The sequence below is a fragment of the Fluviicola sp. genome (assembly GCF_029266855.1).
GTDB lineage: Bacteria > Bacteroidota > Bacteroidia > Flavobacteriales_D > Crocinitomicaceae > Fluviicola.
This window is the reverse complement of the sequence record NZ_JAQSWB010000001.1, coordinates 178910-199349: the sequence shown is the minus strand read 5'-3', so window position 1 is coordinate 199349 and position 20440 is coordinate 178910. Positions and strand designations below refer to the sequence as shown.

General features: G+C 40.7%; 20 protein-coding genes. 9 read left to right on the top strand and 11 right to left on the bottom strand.

Annotated elements, in window-relative coordinates:
- From pdxH to K0S23_RS00865, 3 genes are all read right to left on the bottom strand, one after another.
- Positions 1 to 648, bottom strand: coding sequence for a pyridoxamine 5'-phosphate oxidase (pdxH, locus tag K0S23_RS00875; protein WP_300352968.1), 648 nt, complete (start codon positions 646 to 648; stop codon positions 1 to 3).
- 3 nt (positions 649 to 651) lie between these two features.
- A complete protein-coding gene (locus K0S23_RS00870; RefSeq protein WP_300352966.1) occupies positions 652 to 1254 on the bottom strand; it encodes a DUF4494 domain-containing protein in 603 nt (200 codons plus the stop codon).
- Positions 1255 to 1451: 197 nt separating this feature from the next.
- On the bottom strand, positions 1452 to 2558 hold the full coding sequence (locus tag K0S23_RS00865; protein WP_300352964.1) for a hypothetical protein: 1107 nt from the start codon (positions 2556 to 2558) through the stop codon (positions 1452 to 1454).
- Between the two features lie 251 nt (positions 2559 to 2809).
- Here K0S23_RS00865 and K0S23_RS00860 point away from each other — a divergent pair, with 251 nt between their 5' ends.
- From K0S23_RS00860 to K0S23_RS00830, 7 genes are all read left to right on the top strand, one after another.
- Entirely contained in the window at positions 2810 to 4276 is a 1467-nt protein-coding gene (locus K0S23_RS00860) for a pitrilysin family protein (RefSeq protein WP_300352961.1), read from the top strand.
- Between the two features lie 12 nt (positions 4277 to 4288).
- Positions 4289 to 6367 (top strand): insulinase family protein, encoded by a 2079-nt coding sequence (locus tag K0S23_RS00855; protein ID WP_300352959.1) that lies wholly within the window; start codon positions 4289 to 4291, stop codon positions 6365 to 6367.
- A 173-nt stretch (positions 6368 to 6540) separates the two neighbouring features.
- Positions 6541 to 8043: a T9SS type A sorting domain-containing protein gene (locus K0S23_RS00850; protein ID WP_300352956.1), complete on the top strand. Its 1503-nt coding sequence runs from the start codon at positions 6541 to 6543 to the stop codon at positions 8041 to 8043.
- Between the two features lie 263 nt (positions 8044 to 8306).
- Complete coding sequence (locus tag K0S23_RS00845) at positions 8307 to 9947, top strand: T9SS type A sorting domain-containing protein (protein ID WP_300352954.1); 1641 nt, start codon at positions 8307 to 8309, stop codon at positions 9945 to 9947.
- A 116-nt stretch (positions 9948 to 10063) separates the two neighbouring features.
- On the top strand, positions 10064 to 11110 hold the full coding sequence (locus tag K0S23_RS00840) for a hypothetical protein (RefSeq protein WP_300352951.1): 1047 nt from the start codon (positions 10064 to 10066) through the stop codon (positions 11108 to 11110).
- Between the two features lie 9 nt (positions 11111 to 11119).
- Entirely contained in the window at positions 11120 to 11692 is a 573-nt protein-coding gene (locus tag K0S23_RS00835) for a Crp/Fnr family transcriptional regulator (protein WP_300352948.1), read from the top strand.
- A gap of 55 nt (positions 11693 to 11747) precedes the next feature.
- The gene (locus tag K0S23_RS00830; RefSeq protein ID WP_300352946.1) at positions 11748 to 12329 is read left to right on the top strand and encodes an NAD(P)H-dependent oxidoreductase; all 582 of its coding nucleotides are present in this window, start codon (positions 11748 to 11750) and stop codon (positions 12327 to 12329) included.
- Between the two features lie 165 nt (positions 12330 to 12494).
- Here the strand turns inward: K0S23_RS00830 and K0S23_RS00825 are convergent, their stop codons facing one another.
- Entirely contained in the window at positions 12495 to 13394 is a 900-nt protein-coding gene (locus K0S23_RS00825) for a 1-aminocyclopropane-1-carboxylate deaminase/D-cysteine desulfhydrase (RefSeq protein WP_300352943.1), read from the bottom strand.
- Positions 13395 to 13414: 20 nt separating this feature from the next.
- On the opposite strand from K0S23_RS00825, the gene K0S23_RS00820 reads away from it, so the two are divergent.
- Entirely contained in the window at positions 13415 to 13600 is a 186-nt protein-coding gene (locus K0S23_RS00820) for a DUF5522 domain-containing protein (RefSeq protein WP_300352941.1), read from the top strand.
- A 37-nt stretch (positions 13601 to 13637) separates the two neighbouring features.
- Here the strand turns inward: K0S23_RS00820 and rlmF are convergent, their stop codons facing one another.
- The 4 genes from rlmF to K0S23_RS00800 are packed head-to-tail and all read right to left on the bottom strand — an operon-like array spanning position 13638 to position 16361.
- Positions 13638 to 14606 (bottom strand): 23S rRNA (adenine(1618)-N(6))-methyltransferase RlmF, encoded by a 969-nt coding sequence (rlmF, locus tag K0S23_RS00815; RefSeq protein ID WP_300352938.1) that lies wholly within the window; start codon positions 14604 to 14606, stop codon positions 13638 to 13640.
- Between the two features lie 51 nt (positions 14607 to 14657).
- Entirely contained in the window at positions 14658 to 15032 is a 375-nt protein-coding gene (locus K0S23_RS00810; protein WP_300352935.1) for a DUF3037 domain-containing protein, read from the bottom strand.
- A complete protein-coding gene (locus K0S23_RS00805; RefSeq protein WP_300352932.1) occupies positions 15019 to 15807 on the bottom strand; it encodes a HipA family kinase in 789 nt (262 codons plus the stop codon). The genes K0S23_RS00810 and K0S23_RS00805 overlap by 14 nt, the downstream gene beginning before the upstream one ends.
- On the bottom strand, positions 15804 to 16361 hold the full coding sequence (locus K0S23_RS00800) for a 1-acyl-sn-glycerol-3-phosphate acyltransferase (RefSeq protein WP_300352929.1): 558 nt from the start codon (positions 16359 to 16361) through the stop codon (positions 15804 to 15806). Before K0S23_RS00800 ends, K0S23_RS00805 begins: the two co-directional genes overlap by 4 nt.
- Before the next feature lie 41 nt (positions 16362 to 16402).
- Here K0S23_RS00800 and K0S23_RS00795 point away from each other — a divergent pair, with 41 nt between their 5' ends.
- Entirely contained in the window at positions 16403 to 17755 is a 1353-nt protein-coding gene (locus K0S23_RS00795; protein ID WP_300352927.1) for a hypothetical protein, read from the top strand.
- Here K0S23_RS00795 and K0S23_RS00790 read toward each other — a convergent pair whose 3' ends face one another.
- Genes K0S23_RS00790 through K0S23_RS00780 form a run of 3 tightly spaced genes read right to left on the bottom strand, consistent with a single transcriptional unit; the run spans position 17756 to position 20395 of the window.
- Positions 17756 to 18199: a DUF2141 domain-containing protein gene (locus K0S23_RS00790; RefSeq protein ID WP_300352924.1), complete on the bottom strand. Its 444-nt coding sequence runs from the start codon at positions 18197 to 18199 to the stop codon at positions 17756 to 17758.
- A gap of 43 nt (positions 18200 to 18242) precedes the next feature.
- The gene (locus K0S23_RS00785) at positions 18243 to 19034 is read right to left on the bottom strand and encodes an ABC transporter substrate-binding protein (protein WP_300352921.1); all 792 of its coding nucleotides are present in this window, start codon (positions 19032 to 19034) and stop codon (positions 18243 to 18245) included.
- The gene (locus K0S23_RS00780; RefSeq protein ID WP_300352920.1) at positions 19034 to 20395 is read right to left on the bottom strand and encodes a pyridoxal-phosphate dependent enzyme; all 1362 of its coding nucleotides are present in this window, start codon (positions 20393 to 20395) and stop codon (positions 19034 to 19036) included. The genes K0S23_RS00785 and K0S23_RS00780 overlap by 1 nt, the downstream gene beginning before the upstream one ends.
- Positions 20396 to 20440: the final 45 nt, after the last annotated feature.

The window sequence follows — 20440 nt, the reverse complement described above, 5'->3', positions numbered from 1 at the left end:
TTAAGGATTCTTGCGATATAATTCCCAAGAATTGTCCGGTTTCAAATTAAAAACAATGCGGTCATGCAATCGGGATGGTCTCCCCTGCCAGAATTCCACGTTGATCGGTTTAATCAAATAACCTCCCCAATGTTCGGGTCTCGGGACAAAATCCGGAAATTTTTCAGCGTATTCTCCTACTCTTTTCTCCAGTTCATCTCTTGACGTCAGTAATTGGCTCTGCTGAGATGCCCAGGCTCCCAGCTTACTTCCTCGCGGCCGCGATTCAAAATACGCATCGCTCATTTCAGCGGGAACTTTCTCTGCAAGTCCGGTAATACTGATTTGTCGCTCCAATTCCGGCCAGTACAATAAAGCATGTACCTGGGGATAGGCATCTATTGCCCTTCCCTTATCGCTGTTGTAATTGGTATAAAAAACAATTCCTTCTTCCAATAATTCTTTCCAGTAAACCACCCGGGTTCTCGGAAAACCATCCAGGCCCAAAGTTGAAACCATCATCGCATTGGGTTCCGAGGCCGGTTTTTCAATAGCCTCTCTCAACCATCTTGCCATGAGAGCAAAAGGTTCGTTGCCAAAATGATCTTCCAGCTTCCCCTTGTCGAATTGATGATGGTCGTTTCGAATTACATTCAGAAAGTCATCCATTCCTTATTCCTCTTCTCCGAATTGATCGTCAATAACAGAATCTTCATCATCTGCGAATTCATCTACGTCAGATCCGGGAGCTGAAAATACCGTTTTTGTTCCAAGTGCATGTTCAGCAACTTCTGCTTTCACTTGTTTTTCAAAGTCAACAGCTACGCGGTCTTCAGATTCATCTCCGAAAGGAAAAACATCTACGATCGGCGAAATAATAATGGATGGGATCACATAATCAATCATCATACCACCCAAACTTTCTTTCAAACGCTCAAAAGCATCTTTCACGGAATGAGCCGTAACAATAAAGTTTTGAGATACCTTCTTCGCTTTTGCACCCTCTTCTCCACCATCTCCTCCGGCTTCGTAAGTGATTTTACACTTATACCAGACATCAGCATCTTCATAATGGAAAATATCATGGAAATCTGTTCTGGTAATGCCCGTTACTACGAACTCACCGCGGATCAGGCTCCCCAATTCTTCGTAAATTCTCGCTTCCGCATCAGTGAATGTCATTGCAGCCACTAAATAGGGTTCTGAAACGCGCTTGAAAGTACCATCTTCCAGCTGCTTTGTATATTTAACCTTAACGGTAAACCAACTATTCATTTATCAAATTTTTTAGAGAAACAAAGATACTACTAATTCAAAAGGCAAAATTAAAAATTCAAAAGTGATTACGTTAAAATTCCGAAAGTTGACTTCGATTCCACTCAGTCAACTTTCATGAAGAAGATTAGTCAAGAAACAAAGGGCATGGAGCGTTGAAAACCTTGACCTAAGCGTCCATGGAAGTCGAAGTGACCTTAATCCCGGTAGATCCGTCCGTTATACAGAACCATCACTGCCCGGTTCGGAAGTGTCACCATTACTCCGTGTCCGTTAATGATGAAATCCGTATTATTAATAGTAGTTACTTCTTTATACACTCCTCCGATCGATGCACCGACTCCGCCCATCAGGGTACGGAATGCAACGACATCGTTTTTCATTTGCCATTCTTTCACTACAAAATTTGCCAGGTTCTTCTTTTCTCCTTTGTAAAACTGGTACGTGGTGTTTGCATCTCCCCAAACAACCAAATCATCCTTTGCATCCCAGAACTGGGCAAAAGAACTTAAGGTCTCGTATTTTCCTTTTCCATAGTATTTCAGGTTTCCCTGCAGGTCTTCGTAAGCTACGAAACCTCTTCCTGCCTTTACTTTCGGAGCTCTGAATTCTTCCACATCCAAAAACTCACCATCCTGGAAAACAGCAAATGTGCGTGTTTGCGGATCATTGAATCCAAGGATATCTGTTCCGGCAAAAAACTCAAATTCTGTTCCGTTATACGTTCCAAGATCATAGATCTGACCTCTGTAAAAAACCTTGTAAATATCTCCGTTATCTTTAAACACAAGCAAATTATCTCCCTGAACAACCGGGACAGGAAGTGCTGTTGTACTTTGAACCAATGTTGAAATTTTACCCTGGTATACGACATTCAATGAATTGTAACGTAAATCCTGGTATGTAATTAACGAATCCGTGACCCAATAGTCTCCACCAAAAGAAGTCAGGTTGTGAGGTTTTCCGTTCTCGTAATAATAAAGAAGCTGACCGATATTCCATGCAGCCATGTGATCTGAAATTTTAAAAACAGCAGGCTGATTCGTCATTACTCTTGAAAATGTTCCGTCATAGATTTTAAAATCGCGCTGATTATTGTAATAAGCAATAACTTCATCTCCATAAGCAATACCGCTTACTGCCTGGTGATCAACCTGGTTAAAATACCCGTCTTTAAACGAATGGAAAAAGTTATTATAATCCATATAGGCAAAAACTGTCTGCTTCTGGGCAAAAAGACCACTTGAAAGAAGCAATGAGCAAAGAGTCAATAATTTCATGGAACCGAAGATAGCAAAAACCATGCTAATTAATTCCGAATTCCGAGGTCCGAATGCACGAATTAGAGATCATGGATTAAGAATTACCTTTATTATCGATTCCTTATCACATCATTAAAGTTTTGAATTTCGAAGTAAACCGCATTCGCAATTCATAATTCGGCATTCGTAATTAGATAAATGCCGTTCGTCCAGTTTTATATCCGAAATTCATCTAATTGATTGTAAAGCAATATTTGTTGTTATTTTCGTAAAAACAAGTCGAAAAATTCAACATGAAAAAAAGTCTTTTTACAGCATTGTTGCTTTCATCTTCGATCTATAGCTTCTCCCAGGAGAAAGTGAAATACATCGAATATGACCTGGCAAACGGAATGCATGTTATCTTGCATGAAGAGCACGCTACTCCAATTGTAGCTGTTTCAGTAATGTATCACGTAGGTTCAAAAAACGAAAATCCTTCCAGAACAGGATTTGCACACTTTTTTGAGCATTTACTATTTGAAGGTTCCACCAATATTAAAAGAGGAGAATACTCGGAATTAGTGGAGAAAAATGGTGGCGCCCTGAATGCAAATACAAGCCAGGACAGAACTTACTATTACGAAATCCTTCCTTCAAACCAATTGGAATTGGGATTGTGGCTGGAAAGTGAGCGTTTGCTGCATGCCAAAGTAGATCAAACAGGTGTTGATACGCAACGTGAAGTTGTAAAAGAAGAGAAAAGACAGCGTGTAGACAATCAGCCGTACGCAACTTTCATGGAAAACCTGTTTAAGCTGGCTTACAAGAACCATCCTTACCGTTGGGTTCCGATCGGAAGTATGGAAGATCTGAATGCTGCACAGGAAATTGATTATGTTAATTTCTACCACACATTTTATGTGCCTTCCAATGCAATACTTTCTATTGCAGGAGATATCAATATCGATCAAACGAAAAAATGGATCGATAAATACTTCGCTTCAGTTCCGAAAGGAGAAGCTATCAACCTGTTCCGTGATTATGAGAACCTGGGTGAAGGAGATTTCAAAACAAAATACGGTGTGGAGAAACTGGCTTTTGATCCGAAAAACTTTAATAATCCTACAGACCCTAAGGCAAAAGAATTGCTGAAAAAATACAGCGCTATGCCTTGTGTGGTTCCGAAACCGAACGCTACTTTTGAGCCGATCAGCGGAGTTGTAAGAGAAACTGTTTACGATAATATTCAATTACCTGCTGTATTTATGGGTTACAAATTCCCGAAAGAAACAGACAAGGATTTTGCAGCCATCGAATTATTAAATGCTGTTTTATCCGGAAGTAATTCTTCCCGCATGAATAAAGAGATCGTTGAGAAAAAACAACAAGCTGTTGCTGCTTTCTCTTTTGCATTCAATATGGAAGATCCGGGATTGGGTATCGTTGCTGCAATTGCGGCAAACGGAACGAAAGTGGAGGATTTGGAAAAATCATTGGACGAACAAATCAAATCGATCCAGGATAACTTAATTTCTGAAGAAGAGTTCCAGGCGGTGCGCAACCAGTTTGAAAATCAAATTGTAAGTTCCAACTCAACAGTAGCAGGAATTGCTGAAAATTTAGCTCAAAACAAAATGTATTTCGGAAATACTGAATTAATCAACAAACAGATGGATATCTACATGAGCATTACTCGCGAAGACATTCAGCGTGTTGCCAAAAAGTATTTGACTCAGGACAACCGAATCATTTTATATTATTTACCAAAGGCAAACTAACAGAACAGCGTCATGAAAAAGTTAATTACACTTGTTGCTTTAACAGCATTCACAGGGGTTTACGGACAAATTGATCGTTCTGTAAGACCGGCTGCAGCTGCAGCACCAACTATTAATATTAAAAACTCAGAGGTTTTCAAATTGAGTAACGGAATCACTGTGATCCTTTCTGAAAACCATAAACTACCCCGCGTTTCTTTTTCGCTTACAATGGGAGCTTCACCGATGATTGAAGGTTCTAAAGCAGGAACAAACAATATGATGGGGCAATTGCTTACTTCCGGAACTGCAAAGCGTTCCAAAGATGTATTGGACAAAGAAGTAGATAACATGGGAGCATCTTTAAGTGCTGACGGAAGTTCTATCTATTTTTCTTGTTTAACAAAACACATGGAAAACGGCTTGGACATCATGCAGGATGTAGCGATGAACCCGGCTTTCCCGCAAAGTGAATTTGAGCGTATCAAGAAACAAAACGAATCGGGCTTATTATCTGCGAAATCAGATCCAAATACCATGGCTTCAAATGCCGAAATGAAGGTCGATTTCCCGAACCACCCGCTTGGTGGAGTAATGGATGAGGCTTCTTTGGCAGCAATCAGTTTGGACGATGTGAAAAACAACTACAAACAAGTATTTACTCCGAACGGGGCATACCTTGTTATTGTAGGTGATATTACAAAAGACAACGCAATGAAACTGGCTGAGAAGTATTTCGGAAACTGGAAAGGTGCTCCGGCGTACAAAGAAGATTTCGGAAGCGGATTAAAAGCAAAAGGAAACCGCGTGATCTTTGTGAACAAACCGGGAGCTGTGCAATCTGTGATCTCTATTACTTTCCCGATTGAAATGAAACCGGGAGCTTCGGATCAAATTGCTTTGAATGTAATGAACAGCATTTTGGGCGGCGGATCTTTCGGAGCGCGTATCATGCAGAATTTGCGTGAAGATAAAGCATACACCTACGGTGCTTATACTTCTTTTGAAGTTACAAGAGACGGAAGCTGGTTCGGAACATCCGGAAGCTTTAGAAATGAAGTAACGGATTCTGCGATCACAGAATTATTGTCCGAGATCACAAAAATCAGTGACAGCTATGTAACAGATGATGAATTAAACCTGGCGAAATCAGCAATGGCAGGAAGCTTTGCCCGCTCATTGGAAAGACCGCAAACTGTTGCGCGTTTCGCTTTGAATATCATCCGCGATAACCTGCCTGCAGATTATTACCAAACTTATTTGAAACGCCTGGATGCAATTTCAAAAGACGATGTGTTGACAGTGGCTCAGAAATATTTCAAAAACGGATTCAATATCGTTGTTGTAGGTAACGAAGATATTCTTCCGAAACTGAAGGCATTCGACAGTGACGGTGTGATTGAAAAATTAGATCCGTTCGGAAATCCTGTAAAAGAAATGAAGAAAGCGGATATCACTGCCGATCAGTTGATCGAAAGATATATCAACACCGTTACAAAAACAGCTTCAGCAAAGGATTTGGCTAAAAAAATGAAAAAGGTGAAATCTGTCGTTAAAAAGATCGAACTTTCTTCTGCTCAGATCCCGGTGGTGATCACCATGACGGATGCTTTCGTTGCTCCGAATAAAGAAGCAATGAAAATTGAAGCTCAGGGAATGGTTTTCCAAAGTTCGTATTACGACGGGACAAAAGGTTCTGAAATGAATATGCAAACCGGAAAAGAGGCTATGTCTGCCGAAGAACTGGCTGCTAAGAAAAAAGGCGAAGGTTTGTTCCCTGAAGTAAACTACAAAACTTCGGGAATGAAATACGAAATCAAGGGAATCGAAACGATCAGTGGAAAAGATTATTATGTATTGACTACAAACGATGGTGAAAAAGAAGCCTTTGATTACTTCGATGTCGCTACAAATATGAAATTCAAAACGGTTTCTATCACAAAGCAAGGCGAAGAAACTATGGAATCTACCATTTTGTATGATGATTACAAAGATGTGAATGGTTTTATGTTTGCGCACAAATTAACCCAGGTAATGGGTGAAATGACGCTTTCGGGAGTTGTTAAATCGATTGAATTCAATACGGAAGTAGATAAAACATTGTTTGAGTAAGAGATCAGCCACGGCTGATCGATTCAAACAAGCGTTAGCACAGTTAACACAGTATTCAATGTGAAATAGAAAATCCTGAAGCGATGGAAACATCTGCTTCGGGATTTTTTGTTTTCAACCCAACCGAATCCGGCTTTGCGTCGTTCTTTGTGTCATAACACAAACCTTAATTTATGAGAACCATTATTACTCCCATTGCTTTTTTTTGCTGCTTAGCTGCCTCAGCCCAGAATATTACTCTGAACGGTCAATTCGGCTACGAGGGTTTTACCTATGTTGAAAACACTACATCGGTCAGGAAAATTGCTTTGAATCCCGATGGCAGTATCATCAGTGCAGGAAATAAATCCGTTTCAGGAGGATCTAACATTGTATTGACAAAACACGATGCAGGTGGAATACAAGACCTCACATTCGGAAGTAATGGAATTGCATTTACGGCCATTAGTGTGGCAGATGAAGTACGTGACATCCAATTACAGGCCGATGGGAAAATACTGGTTTCCGGGTCAACCTATACAGGGTCAGATTCAGGTCCGGGAGTACCGATCCTCCATGCATTCGTTGTCCGCTACCACCCGAATGGGGTCATTGACTCCAGTTTTGCTACAAACGGAATTTTTCGGGTAACAGATTACAACCAGAGTGAATTTAGTTCGATCATTGTACAAAGTGACGAGTCCCTGCGTTTGATCGGCTATTCCGATAATATCACTTACATGACCAAACTGACTTCTGCCGGAATGCTGGATTCTTCATTCGGAACCAATGGCTACCGTGCATTGAGTGATCAAAGCACATTCTTTTTCTTCAATTCTGGATCAATCCGCCTAAACGATGGTTCCATTTTATCATACGGATTGGGTGATACCGGTCTTTCCAACCCTAAGTTCACCTGCATAAAAACAGACGCTTCAGGAGATCTTATTACTTCTTTCGGGCAAAACGGAATCACAACAATTGATTTTTCCAGCGATCCGAATTCTTTGGAAACGGTTTCAAAAGCACAGGAATTACCCGATGGCAGAATTGTTCTGGCTGGAGAAACAATTAGCAAAGCACTTATCCGACTTAAGGCAGATGGAACACTGGATAGTACCTTTGCAACAAACGGTATCCTGGTTCATTCACTTCCTTATATGGACATGGTGGTTCAACCCAATGGGAAAATACTGATCGGGGGAAGCAGGGAGTTTGCACAATTTAATTGGGGAATTGTGATTTCAAGATTCAATACAGATGGAACTATAGACAATAGTTTTAACACAACAGGTTCATTTGAATGCGATTTTTCAACCGGTTTCGAAACCATGGGGTGCATGATATTAACAGCTCCGGATCGCTTGCTTGTAGGCGGTAAAACGGATTTTATACAAAATACTTCTGATTTCCTGCTGACGGAAATTGACATGAGCCAGTCATTGAACTTACAAACCAATCAATCAGACAAGGTTACGCTTTACCCGAACCCCGTTTCCGATGAACTGACTATTTCGGTTTCCGATGAATCCATTACAAGCATTCAATTAACTGACGCATCAGGCAGACTGATTTCAAGTCATGTCCCGGAAAAACACACCAGTTTGTCTTTAGCACACCTTCCTGCAGGGTTGTATCAGGTAATTTTCGTTAATGATGCACAGGAACGCATCAGCAAAAAATTGATCAAACAATAAATCATCAGAAGAATATAGGTTCGCGAGGCAAGCGGGCTCTCGCGCATGTGAGTCCGCGAAGCATCGGGAATTAATAACTCCCGATAGTTATCGGGATCACACCCAGACTTAATTTTCTACCACAAATTCACAAATTATTGGCTTCCGCCGCGGCGGACACTCGCTTTTGGACCAAATAAGCAATGATTAGTACTGTTTATGAGATACGGAGGCTACTGGTAAGCGCCTCAAACATTTGCGTATTTGCCGTAAAATAATTGTTTTTGTATCGTAGAAAAGGTTTGGGTGCGAATAATACATATGCTCCGAAGCATCGTGAACCTATTCTTTTTTTCACCTTAACAGACAACCTCTTCGCTTGTTCAATTGTATTACGAATACACAATGAGTATTACAATATGAAACGAATCAGTACACTTTCCTTTATTTTACTTTCCATCCCTGTTTTCGGGCAAAACGTGAACCTGGATTCTAATTTCGGAAATGGCGGGATTGTCATAACACCGAACACCACAGAAATTAACAGTATAGCAGTTGATCCGGATGGAAACATTTTTAGCGCGGGATATAGCATTGAAAGTGGGGGTAGCGGAATTTACCGTCTGACAATTACAAAACACACAAACACAGGTGCAATCGCGGCGAATTTCGGGACAAACGGAATAGTTTCTACTCCAATTGATTATTCGGAATTTCCTTTAGATATCAAATTACAGGCAGACGGAAAGATACTGGTCTCCGGGTCTGTCTATCTGGGGCCATCACAAAGTGGTCCGGGAGATTATAACTCCTTTGTTGCGCGTTTTAATACAAATGGCGATTTGGACAGCAGTTTCGCTATCAATGGTGTCTTCAGACTGCCGCATTCGGATAGCCACATTGTTTCAATGATTATCCTGGGAGATGGCTCTGTTCTATTGGCAGGAAACAGTTACGGAACGGGCACAATCAGCAGGATCGATCCAAATGGGGTCCTCGATTCTTCCTTCGGAACCAACGGTTCGGTATTTCTCTCAGATGCCTCTTATACGATGATTCTCTGGGAAGCCATCCTGTTAAGTGACCAGTTGGTTATTTGTGTCGGATACGACGGGAATGACTTCAATAATTCAAAACTTACTTATTGCAAAATTGATTTGAATGGGGATTTCGTTCCTGGTTTCGGTCAAAATGGAAAAGTCATCATGGATCTGCACAATACATTTCCTTCCGTTACGGAATTCCTGTCTGGGGCCAAAGAAACTGACAATGGGAAAATTATTCTTTCCGGTTATTCGGCAACATCTCTCATCATCAAAATCAATCCGGACGGAAGTTTAGATAACTCGTTTGGAACAAACGGAATCCTGAACCACTCCTATCCATTTGCCGACCTGGAACTTCAGGCGGACGGAAAATTCCTGATCGGGGGTAGCCAGGAAATCAGCGAATACAATTATGGCTTTTCAATTACCCGCCTGAACGCGGATGGAAGTTTGGACAATAGTTTCAATGGAACGGGCACTTTCACCACCGATATTTCCACCGGGAATGATTACCTGCAAACAATGAAGCTTTCAGGAACAGGCCAAATCCTCGTTGCAGGTTCATCCAGGTTATTGAGTGCTGATGCAGATTTCATGCTGGTGAATCTCGATATTAGTCAGAGCTTGAGTGTAGAAACAGCTAATTTGAAAGGGATTTCGATTTACCCCAATCCTTTTTCGGATGAACTAACAATTTCCTCCGAAGATGAATCTATTACTGAAATTCAGTTGAGAGATGCTTCTGGAAGATTAATTGAAAGCTACCCGGCATCCGAAACTACCAGTTTATCCTTAGGACATCTTGCTTCAGGTGTGTACCAGCTTATTTTCTTAGGGAATCAAAGAGAAAACACTTGTAGACGATTGATCAAACATTAATTTCCCACAATTTCTTCCCTGGTACTTGCCATTTCCTCAAATATTCCGTTATTAATAAAATGACAAAGCACCTTTTTATTTTTTTTCTCTTGCTCTGTAACTTTTGTAAGGCAAATATGGCTTCTCCCATCCTGAGAGGGACACATGCCATCTCAGCTGTTTCAAGCAGAGATATGGATGTTCTTAATGAGAATCTGCATATAAAAATCGATCGACATTTCAAAACCGCCTTCTATCAGATCGAGTACACCATTCGGAATCAATTGGAAGGAACACAAATCCCATTATTGTTCCATGCAAGGGATTATCTTGGCAAATTCAGGGTTTGGGTAGATGGAAAACCTGTTGAATTGAAGAAAATCCCAATTGAACCGCAAGATACCTCAGTCAAATTCAATTCTTTTTCCAATTCTTTTAAAAAGAATCATGGAAACCAGAACAAATCCATTCTTATCGATGAAAGCTACAATAGCGGAAGGTATTTTCCACTGTCAGACTTTCTTTATTTTGAGATCAGCTTGAAACCTGGAATTCACAAAATAAACGTAGAATATACCGGTAAAGTCTGGACAAATCAGAACGATTGGGTCAACGAATACAGTTTCCGTTATTTTCTATCTCCCGCAAAGCAATGGAAATCATTTCATGCACTGAATGTAGTTGTAGATGCCTCTGCTTTTATCAAAAAAATCCATTCCAATTTGGGTGCTCCCGATTCCGGGGACCTTCAAACACATGCTTACTGGAGGTTTTCAAAAATCCCTTCCGATTACATTCAGTTAAGCTACCAACCGCCGTTAAACCATTCCGCTGAAATGCTTATTTCGGTTTCACCACGAGGAATGACCGTAATTTTCGGTTTGATGATCTTTGTTTTTCATGTTATGCTTATTAGGTTCACCCAAAAACGACAGCTAAATCAACTTGCTTCATTTCTGGTAATCTCCGGAAGTTTGGTCCTGCCGTTCATTATTCTGATAGGCTATGGCTATAGTTACGATGTGATTGATCATATTATTGGCTCACATGCCGGCAGGTATCATGGCTATACCTTCTTTTCCGTTTTTCTATATATTATTCTCATGCCGTTATATTGGGGTATCATGCATCGTATTCGACTTTATTACAAAAATCGTTTTGCAGGCGGCAAATCTAAAACGTAACTTCGTTTCATGCAATTAAACTCATTCTTAGCACAGTTTAATCTTTTCACAGAAGCTGAAATCGGGGAAGCTGTTCGTCTGTTTACACGACGTACATTGAAAAAAGGAAGCTATTTTGTCCGGGAAGGAGAAAAATGTTCGGAAGTAGCATTTGTTGAATCTGGCGTTTTCCGTTCATTCTATGTTACTTCAAATGGCAATGAAATGACCTATTGTTTTCGTTTTCCGGGTGAAATGGTTGCAGCATATTCCGCGTTCATCACAGGAAACGGAAGTGTGGAATACATCCAGGCACTTGCCGATACGGAACTATTGGTCATCCCTAAAGATCAAATTGATCAGTTGTTAACGAAAAGTCCGGCATGGATCCATTTTTTGAAAATCATAGCCGAACAGCAATACCTCGAACTGGAAGGACGTGTGTTTCAACTGCAGCGGGATTCCGCCCAGGAACGCTATGAAAATCTCATCAAAGAGCAACCGGAATACATCCGGCAAATATCGGTACAGCACCTCGCCTCTTATCTAGGAATCACACAACGTCATTTGAGCCGGATCAGGAAACAACTACTCGTTTCGTGACATATGTCCTTTTTTTATACGACCGGTGAATCTAGCTTTGCTCTAAACAATTAGTATGAGCAGGAAAATCTTAATCATTAACGGACACCCCAACAAAGAATCATTCAATTTTGGCATTGCCGAAGCTTACCGGAAAGGTGCAGAATCCACAGGTTCAGAGATCAGGGAAATTGTCATTGCGGAACTGGATTTCAATCCGAACCTGCAATTCGGTTACCAGAAAAGAACCGAGCTGGAACCCGATCTTCTAAAAGCCTGGGAAAACATTCAATGGGCAGATCATTTGGTTTGGATCCATCCGGTTTGGTGGGGCGGACTCCCGGCAATAACAAAAGGATTTATCGACCGCCTGTTTCTACCGGGCTTTGCTTTTCAATACAGGGAAAACTCTCATATGTGGGATAAACTCCTGAAAGGAAAAACAGCTCATATCATTACCACTTTGGATCAACCGGGCTGGTTTTACCGCTTTTATTTCAGAAGACCGAGTGTGAATCAATTGAAACGTTCCGTGCTTCAATTTTGTGGAATTAGTCCAGTAAAAGTCAGCTATATCGGAATTATAAAAGGTTCTACTCCTGAAATGCGGGAGAAGTGGTTGGGAAAAGTGGAGAATTGGGGGAAACAGTTAAAATAACCCAGTCCTCCCCCTTAGTCCCCCTCCAAAGGGGGAAATCAAAGATTCATCTTTAAAAATCAATTCGTTCTTCGATATTTTAAATTACAGGTAAGTAATTCTCTTTTTTGGGAGGATTAAAAACTCCCCCTTTGGAGGGGGACTAAGGGGGAGGAAATAAAAACACTAACCGTTTTGCAAGCCGCCGGTATGAAGGAAAACAATTGTTTGAGGGGTTTCAAATTTTTGAGCTTTCAGCCAATCCATCAAAGCGTAAAAAGCTTTGCCGGTGTATATCTTGTCCAGTGGGAGCTTATATTTCTCCTCGCATTTCGAAATAAAGTCTGTCAATTCCGTATTCCATTTTCCATATCCCCCGAAATGTGCATCCGGATGTACTTCTACCTTGTTCAGATGTTCCACTATCGTTTCTTCGTCAATTAAAAACGGGAAAAGTTGTTTTTTCATCTCCGCCTTTGCATCAAATCCCTTCAAAACAGGAACCACGTGCAATTGTGTGTTTTCTTCTATCCCGACAAGTAAACCGCAGCTGGTTGTCGTTGTTCCCTGTGCCACGAATAAATGATCGATATTAGCCGGTAATTCCTTTAAAATTTCCTGGCATCCGACTATTCCGTAGTAATTCGCACCTCCTTCAGGAACCAGCAGGTAAAACGGATATTCTTCCTTCCAGGTTTCCTGGGCAGACTTTTCATTCCTGGAATCATACGCTTCTCTTGAAACAAATTTCAGGTCCATGCCCAATTCTGCGCAGTGCTTCAGGTTTTCATTGATATCCGCATTCAGCTCTTCACCCCGAACTATCCCGATGGATTTCAATCCGGCAAGCTTACAGGCTGCGGCTGTTGCTAAAAGATGATTCGAGTAAGCTCCCCCAAAAGTTAAAATCCCATCTTTCTTTTGAAAGAGGACCAGGTCGATGTTGTACTTCAGTTTTCGCCATTTATTCCCTGAAACTTCCGGGTGTATCAGATCATCCCGTTTTACAAGCAAGTGCACATTCCCGAACACAGGATCGAGCTTGATTTCCTGTAAAATGGACTTTGACGTATCGAATAGCTCCATGAAATGCGTAATTTTGTGTTATGAATGATGATTTTCGTCCACTCCCCAAAAATAATGGTTTAGATCCGGAAGACTTTTATTATACCCCTGAAGGTTATATTGTTTTTACTGAAAAATACCATTTAAAACGAGGTCATTGCTGTAAAAGCGGCTGCAGGCATTGTCCGTATGGCTATGATAAACGAACGGACTCTTTTAAAAAGTAATCTTTCACCGCCCTTAGTTGGACGTAATTCCGCGTCGCTACCTTTGTTTTTTCCATCTCGTTTCACGCCACTCTTTTTGTTCTGATTTAGAAAGGAAAGTCCAGGCTACAATTCGGCTGGATTTGTTCCCGGTTCCCATAGGAAGCGTTTTGATCTGAATTGCGCCATTTTTTTCTAATGATCTATAAATTCCTTTCAGATTCGATGCTTTTGATACCAGGGTCGAAAACCAAAAACAGTTTTTCGCAACGATTTTACTATCCGAAATCATATTCTGAATGAACTGGAATTCACCGCCATCGCAAACTAGTTCATTTCCATTCCCTGCAAAATTGAGTTCGGGCGTTTTTGCTGTTTTCCCTGATAAATTCTTGATTTTTCTGCGGGTTCCCTCTTCAGCAGCTTCCGGCGAAACATGAAACGGAGGATTACAAATGCTTAAGTCAATTTTCTCTGAATCACCAATAATTCCCCGAAAAACGGCCCTTGGATCTTTTTGCAGTCTAAAAGTAATCTTGTTTTTAAGTGATTCGTTCGCATCAACAATATCCTGCGCTGATGCAATTGATTTTGGATCAATATCGCTCCCGATAAATTTCCAGCCAAATTCTGTAACCCCGATAATTGGATAAATACAACTTGCGCCAACTCCAACATCCAAACAGATGATGGTTTCTCCCTTTGGAATGACACCAAAATTGTTTTCTGCCAATAAATCAGCTATATAATGAAGGTAATCCGCTCGACCGGGTATTGGTGGACATAAATTCTCGTCCGGGAAATCCCAATTCGCTATTCCATAATAATGATTGAGTAAGGATTTATTCAATAACTTCACCGCCGCTGGGCTTGAAAAATCAATGGAATTTTCCCCAAAATGGTTGGGCTTCATATACCCTTTCAATTCAGGATTAGAAATCAAAAGCGCATCCAAATCGTACCTGTCACGGTTTCTGTTTCGGGCATGTAACCTTTTTGAAACGGGTTCTTTTTTTTCTGATCGCATACTTTTGGGAATTGTAAACTTAAATTCTGGTTAGCTGATTGTTTGTTTATTTTATCCTACGTATTCCACAAACAACCTTTCAACCTCTTTTTCCAAATCATTTGTCTTTCCCGGATGTGGCCGTGAAGTCTGAATAATCGAACTTCTTACGGCTGTCAGCCAGCGAAAACGTTCCGGCAATTCTTCACAGGCAATCGGTCCGCCCTCTTTTGCTCCTGAGCTGATCAGTTCAAAAGCCCTCAGATTTGCTTTTACCTGGTCCAGGTCCAGCTCGCACTTGAAGGATTTCAAACGCTCTTCCGGAAGCACAATCTTTGCACGGATGAATTTTTCTTTTTTGGAAAAGATAATAATACCCACATTGATGAATTCTTCCCGTTCAACTAGAGGAACCAGGCGAATTACCGCGTATTCATATAAGAACATTTCGGGCGTTTTTAGCTTCGTTTACAAAATTCTGTGAGTTCTTCAGTCGGATACTTAAAAAGTGCTTATAAACCGTTCTTATTTCATCGGGAGTGGCATCCAGATCTTCCCAGATCAACCACGATTCCGGAAGCGCATCAACTAAAGCATTCAACTTTTCTTCATTCAATTTTGAATGAGCAAATACATTTGCCTCATCCATCTTTGATGCCTGCGGTAAAAGCACGTGATCTTTTACATAAACAAAATTGCTGACTGCGGTTTTCTCCCAATTTTCCCAGGTGTGGTGAAAATAGAACGAAGCACCGTGATCAATTAACCACAGTTCTTTTTTCCAGATCAGCATATTCGTGTTGCGGAAAGTCCGGTCGATATTCGTAATGAAAGCATCCAGCCAAACAATCCGTGAAGCGGTTTCTTCATCGGCTTTCGTTACTACCGGATCAAAGGTGATAGCTCCGGAAAGGAAATGCAGCCCCAAATTCAACCCGTGACTGGCTCTGAGCAAATCCTGTATTTCCTCATCTGCTTCCGATCGCCCGAAATCCTCGTCCAGGTTTACAAAAACCTGTTCAGGAACTTTAAATCCTAGAATGCGTGCAATTTCTCCGCCAAGAAATTCCGAGATCAGCGCTTTAACTCCATGCCCGGCGCCTCTGAATTTTAAGACATACTTAAAATCGTCGTCTGCATCTACCAACGCCGGAAGTGACCCTCCTTCACGCAAAGGGGAAATATAACGTGTAACATTTACCGTTCTTAAGAATTCAGTCATAATTCATCCGGTTTACGAATACCGTTCTCAGGAACTTTCCCTGTATATTGCGATAAAACAGTCTTCAGGTATTTGATATCCGCATCGACATCACCTGTTGGCTCAAAAAGGGAGTGAAACCCGCCAATTTTCTTTTTATAATCGATGTACCCGATATAAATAGGAACGTGCGCCTGTTCAGCGATATAATAAAATCCCTTTTTCCATTTCGGCTGATATCCCCGTGTTCCCTCTGGTGTAAACACCATGAAACATTTTTCGTGATCCTTGAAATACTTTACCGCCTGATCTGTAATGTTGTTGTTCTTCTTGCGGTCGACCGGGATACCGCCCATTGCTTTCAGAATATAACCAAGCGGGAAAAAGAACAAATCCTTCTTGATTAAGAATTTGGCGTTCACTTTATACTGTGCGAATGCTATTTTTCCAATAACAAAATCCCAATTGGATGTATGAGGCCCCATTACCACCACTGCTTTCTTAACTCCATTCGGAACGTGCTCATCTATTCTCCAACCGAATAGTTTGATTAACCAGAAAAAGAATTTTCCCATGAAACAAAGTTACAATTTCAATAAAAAATTACCTTTATGATATGCAAATAAAAAAACGCTTTTATGCAGCCTTCCTTGTAGTGCTACTCACAGCATCCAGTTTACTCATTTTTATTTGTCTGAATCTCCTTTCAACAAACCAAAACAACCCGATGGTTCCGATTCCGGATGATGCCAAATGGGTTTTACGCCTGGATGCCGAAACATTCGTGAAAAAAGAAATTTACAACACCTTGTTTGCCGAAAAGGACGATGCGTTTATTCAAAAGGTTCGTGAACTGATGGAAAAGAACATCAATACCGAGTCAAACAAAAGGTCGCTTCGCATCGATCCGCAGGAAGATATTGTTCTTTACAGTGTCGAACGCAATCATAAAAGTTTTTTATTAATTGCAGTGCAAACTAAAGATGCTTCTGCTTTTGATAATAATATCTCGGATTACTGCAAATCCAATCAGGCCGGTGCTGCCAGGGACAATTGCGGATTATTTATTCAACAGATCAAAGGAAAGAAAGCAAGCCGGGAAGAACTGGAAATCACTGCCCGGAAAATTTTAAGCGAACCGTTTAAAGAATTAAAGAAAGCTGCTCCTGATAAAAATGAATTTATTGCTTTAAACTTAAAAAAGTTGCCTGTCAGCAGTGGTTTTTCTTCTATGATACTTTCTGTTCAGCACCAGGAGAAATCAATCAACCTGGAAGGAGAAGTGATCTATCCGAAAAAATTGCACCCAAATTTAAAATTCGGACTGAAATCAACCGGTGTATACGTTTATTCCAGGTTTATACCGGAAGGCTTACCCGATACTTTATTGAACTTTTTACCGCAAGGACTTCCTCATTTCAAAGATATCGAAGCTTATGCTATTGATTTCAAAGGAACTTACCTGGAGGATCCGAAGGACAGTCTTCCAAGTATTATTGGGTTTCTGCCGACTCCCGTAATGAACCTGATCGTTCAAACAAAGAATGCATGTGACATAACTGACTTATGGAAAGCATTTCCTCAATCGGTTCGCAGACCAAACCTGACTCTCAGCTTTGGAAATACGGTTTTCCATTTGAAACAGCTTGCTGCGAATGCTTATTTCATTGGAGTTGATCCGAATGCGGTTATTTCACATTCAGGTAATGAAGTCTTTTTTATAAAGGGCCATCTGGAGAAATCAACCAAGGTTTACGGAAGTACTTTCGTAACGGCTTTCATAGAAAACATGGGGCCGGTCAAAGCATTTAATGATTTCCTGAATAGTTCTGAGTCGATCAACATTGAGATCAAACCGAAACGGGGAGATCGTTATGCGATCAGCGGACAGATCAATTTCAAGAAAGGCAAGCTTCCGCTGCATGAAATGACCAAAATGGTAAGCGGAATGCCCTTTTTTGCAGAATGATCAGACGTAACGAATCTTTACCGTCATCGTCTTATCGCTTTTTAATTGGAATTTAAAACTTTCAAATTTTGGTTTACTCCAGGAAGTGTGGTAATAATCGGCGAATCCGAATCCTTCATCAGGCATGAACATAGTATAATCCATTTCCTTGTTCTTATTTTCATCATCTAAAGCAGCTATTCCGTATTCTCCATCTTCAATTCCGGTAAAGGTACAGGTAAGTGTATTGTTTTTCATTTCACTTTTGTCAACCGTCTTTACTTTCCAGGCAAGGCCCTTATTGTAATTTTCTGCACTTCGGAAAATTTGAAGCTGCATGTTTCCTGAATTATTTCGAATGTTGGTGACTTTAATTGTGATCGTATGGTAACCCGGAGCTTTGAATGAAACGGAAACCAAATAGACGAAAGCAAATAAAAGAAAGGTAACTAATGATCTTTTCATGGTAAAATAGATATGCGTACATAAAGTTAATACTTCTTATCTATCATTTTCCGGCTTGAATTGTATTTAACAATTTTCTAAAATAGGCCGGCGCTTCGATCAGTCTGGACCCGTACCAGGAAAAATATTCTCCGTCGACCAAAAGGATCTGGCTTACCGGGAAAAGACTTTGCAGTTCTGCTATGTGTTTTTCTTTGAAAGGATAAGGCTCCGAACTCAGGAAAATAAAATCCGGATTGAGTTGCTTTAGGTCAACTTCCGGATACCGTTCCTGCTTCACTGCATTTTGGAATCCCAAAGTACTAAGCATGGAATCAATAAAGGTATTTGTACCGGCTGCGAGATACGGATTTTTCCAGATCAGGTATAAAACACTTTTGTTTTGCTGTTTCAGTTCATTTAATTCTGAAAAGTTTGTGCGGATTTTGGAAATGATTTCATGAGCCTTTTCTGTGGTTCCGGTAATTTCTCCGACCTGCCGGATCATTTCCAGCGCATCTTCCAGGTTAAAAATATCGCTCATCCAGGTTGGAAGCTTTTGCTCCAGTTCCTCAATATCTGCCTGGTTATTCTCTTCCTTGTTCCCGATAACCAAATCCGGATTCAGCGATTCAAGGAGTTTTACTTTGACGTTTTTGGTCCCTCCTATTAATTGAACCTGTTTTCTAAGTCCGGAAGGATGTACACAAAACTTGGTGATTCCTACCAGCTTGTCCTGCAAGCCAAGATCAACCAGTAACTCGGTTTGCGAAGGAACTAATGAGACAATACGCGAAACGGTGGAATTAATTTCCACCGTTCGCTGCATTTGATCTATGTATTTAATTTTATTCACTAAGCCAAAGAAGCAATTACATCCTGGCGTGTCAAGATCTTCTTATCCCCGTTTGCGCGCTCAACAATAACTGCCGGCGTTTGCTCATTGATCAGTTTAGCCACCTCTTCCAGTTTCGCTGTTCCAAGAACAACCGGGAAAGGTTTTTGCATGATCTTTGAAATCGGGGTATCTCTCAATGCAGGATTGTCAACCAATAACTGGTAAACCTGGGAATCGTTTAAGGAACCTACCAACTCACCGTCTCTTAGAACCGGGATTTGAGAAATGTTGTATTTGCGCATTTTCATAATGGCATGTGAAACCAGCTCTTCCGAATACAAGGTTACCAATGGCAAGTCAGCATGACGTGCAATCACATCTTCTGCAGTTTTAAATTCTTCTTCCAGGAATCCGCGCTCACGCATCCAGTCGTCATTGAAGATTTTACCAACATAGCGGCTTCCATGATCGTGGAACAAGACAACTACCACATCCTTTTCTGTCAGTTGATCCTGCAACTGTAATAATCCGGCGATTGCTGCACCCGCAGAATTCCCTACAAAAATTCCCTCTTCACGAGCCAAACGGCGTGTATAAACAGCTGCATCTTTATCTGTTACTTTTTCAAACAAATCGATCACATCAAAATCCACGTTCGCAGGAAGAATATCTTCCCCGATTCCTTCCGTGATGTAAGGATAAATTTCATTTTCATCGAAAACTCCGGTTTCCTTGTATTTTTTGAAAACAGAACCGTAAGTATCGACTCCCCAGATTTTAATATCCGGATTTTTCTCTTTCAGGTATTTTCCAACCCCTGAGATCGTTCCTCCTGTTCCTACTCCAACGATAAAATGCGTTACTTTTCCATCCGTTTGTTCCCAAATCTCCGGGCCGGTTTGTTCGTAATGAGCAATCCTGTTCGATAAGTTATCGTATTGGTTTACATACCAGGAATTCGGAATTTCTTTTGCCAGTCTTTTTGAAACGGAATAATAAGAACGGGGATCTGTTGGTTCAACAGCTGTCGGACAAACCACAACTTCAGCTCCTACAGCACGTAAAATATCCATCTTTTCTTTCGACTGTTTGTCATTCAATACACAAATCAGTTTATATCCTTTAATAATTGCAACCAAAGCCAAGCCCATTCCGGTATTTCCCGAAGTTCCTTCAATGATTGTTCCACCCGGCTTCAAAAGTCCTGATTTCTCAGCATCTTCGATCATTTTTACCGCCATCCGGTCTTTTACTGAATTCCCCGGATTTGTTGTTTCAACTTTCGCTAAAACAGTAGCTTTACAATTTTTAGTGAGCTTGTTTAATCTAACCAAAGGAGTGTTGCCTATGGTTTCCAATATATTGTTATAAATTTTCATGCATTGAATTTTACACAAAGATAGTTTTAATTCAAAATGCAAAAT